Annotated in this window: 2 protein-coding genes; both read right to left on the minus strand. The window is 72.4% G+C overall.

Annotated features, from left to right (window positions below):
- Nucleotides 1-924, minus strand: a 924-nt coding sequence (locus A7A76_RS21045; RefSeq protein WP_206413140.1) for a hypothetical protein, incomplete at its 3' end; no start/stop codon positions are given.
- Between the two features lie 104 nt (nucleotides 925-1028).
- Nucleotides 1029-1388, minus strand: a complete 360-nt coding sequence (locus tag A7A76_RS21050) for a roadblock/LC7 domain-containing protein (protein WP_206413141.1) — start codon at nucleotides 1386-1388, stop codon at nucleotides 1029-1031.
- Between the last annotated feature and the right edge of the window lie 169 nt (nucleotides 1389-1557).

Consider the following 1557-nt stretch of genomic DNA (forward strand, 5'->3'; position numbering starts at 1 on the left):
GCGTGCGTCGGGCGCGCGCCGCGGCGGCGATGGCGCGGCGGCGGCTTCGCCGTCGGCCAGGCCGCTGGCCAGCACCGCGGCGTACATGCGTTCGAGCTCCAGCGCCGGCGTCGCGGTCGCCTGGGCCAGTTGCGGCAGCGCCCAGGCGCGTTCGAGCAGGCAGCTCAGCGGCAGCAGCCAGTGCACCGGCAACTGGTTGGCCGACAGCAGCGGCCAGGCGCGCAGGCGCAGCGCGCGGTCGGGCGCGACGTCGGCGATCGGCGCCTCGTGCGCCAGCGCGATGTCCCACAGCACCGATTCCAGCGGGTAGCTCGCGGTCACGTCCTGGGCGAATTCTTCGGCGTAGCGGCGCGGCGACAACGGCGTGACGAACCAGTTCGGCGCCAGCGCCTCGCCGATCAGCGCCGGATACGGCATGCGCCGCAGCATGTGCACGCGCGCGTCGCTCAGGTCGATCACCAGCCGGAACAGCCCGCGTTCGAGCAGGCAGGCGCCGCTTTCGGAGGCCGCCAGCAACTGGCGCAGGAACGGCGCCGCGGCCGGCGCGAGCAGGTCGGCGGCGGGCGCGGAATCGTGCTGCGCGGATTCGTGCGTGGTTTCGCGCGCGTCCAGGCGTTCGCGCAGACAGGCCGACAGTTCGCCGGGTTCGGCGTAGAGGTCGAGCGAACGCACGCTGTCGGGATCCCACGGCAGCCGGCCGATGCGCACCACCGGGATGCCGCTGCGCAAGGCGGTGTCCACCGCCATGCGGCTGGCGCTGGTTTCGGTGCCGACCACCAGCACCTGGGCCGGACGCCCGTCCCAGCGACGCAGTTCCACCTCGATGCGTTCGCCGGCGAGCAGTTCGCGCGCGGCGTGCAGCCGCGCGTCGCGGGATTTGTCGAGGTCGACGCTGGCGACCACGTAGCGCTGCTTGGATGCCACCCATGCCTCCTGGCCAGGGCGCGGCCGCGCGGCCGCGCATTGCCGGCTCATCGACGACCGCCGCGGCGGCGGTGCGCGCGCGATGCGGTCATCGCTGCGCTGCCTTACTTGAAGTCCAGGGTCTTCTCGAACGACTTGAGCTCGTGGCGGGCCATCGCCAGATTCGCGCGCGAGCGGTCCAGGGCCACGTACAGGAACAGAGTCGGGTTGCTCTCCAGCGGACGGATCAGGTGGTACTGCTTGCCCAGGCTGATCAGGATGTCTTCGATGGTGTCGTTGAGGCCGAGCTGCTGGGCGACGCGGCGCTTGGCCCGGATCACTTCGGAGTTGCCGGCCGCGGCCGTTTCCAGGTCGAGACCGCCGCCGCCGATGGTGGCCAGCGACATGCCGCTGTCGCTGTCGACCAGCGCGGCGCCGACGAAGCCGGCCAGGGTGTTCAGTTCGTCCAGTTGCAACTTCGACATCTCGAGCTCCTATGCGTGGGTGGATGCATCTGCGGTAAGGCGACAGCGGTACGGCTCAGCGCGGACAAGCGGCGAACCGCGGCCGCGCGCGGCCCGTCGCCGCGCAGGCGGCGCGCGGGCGCAGGACGGATCAGGGTTGGGCGATCGCGGGCGGCGCCGGCGCGGCGAG

The organism is Lysobacter enzymogenes (genome assembly GCF_017168095.1).
In the GTDB taxonomy this organism is placed as follows: domain Bacteria; phylum Pseudomonadota; class Gammaproteobacteria; order Xanthomonadales; family Xanthomonadaceae; genus Lysobacter; species Lysobacter enzymogenes_D.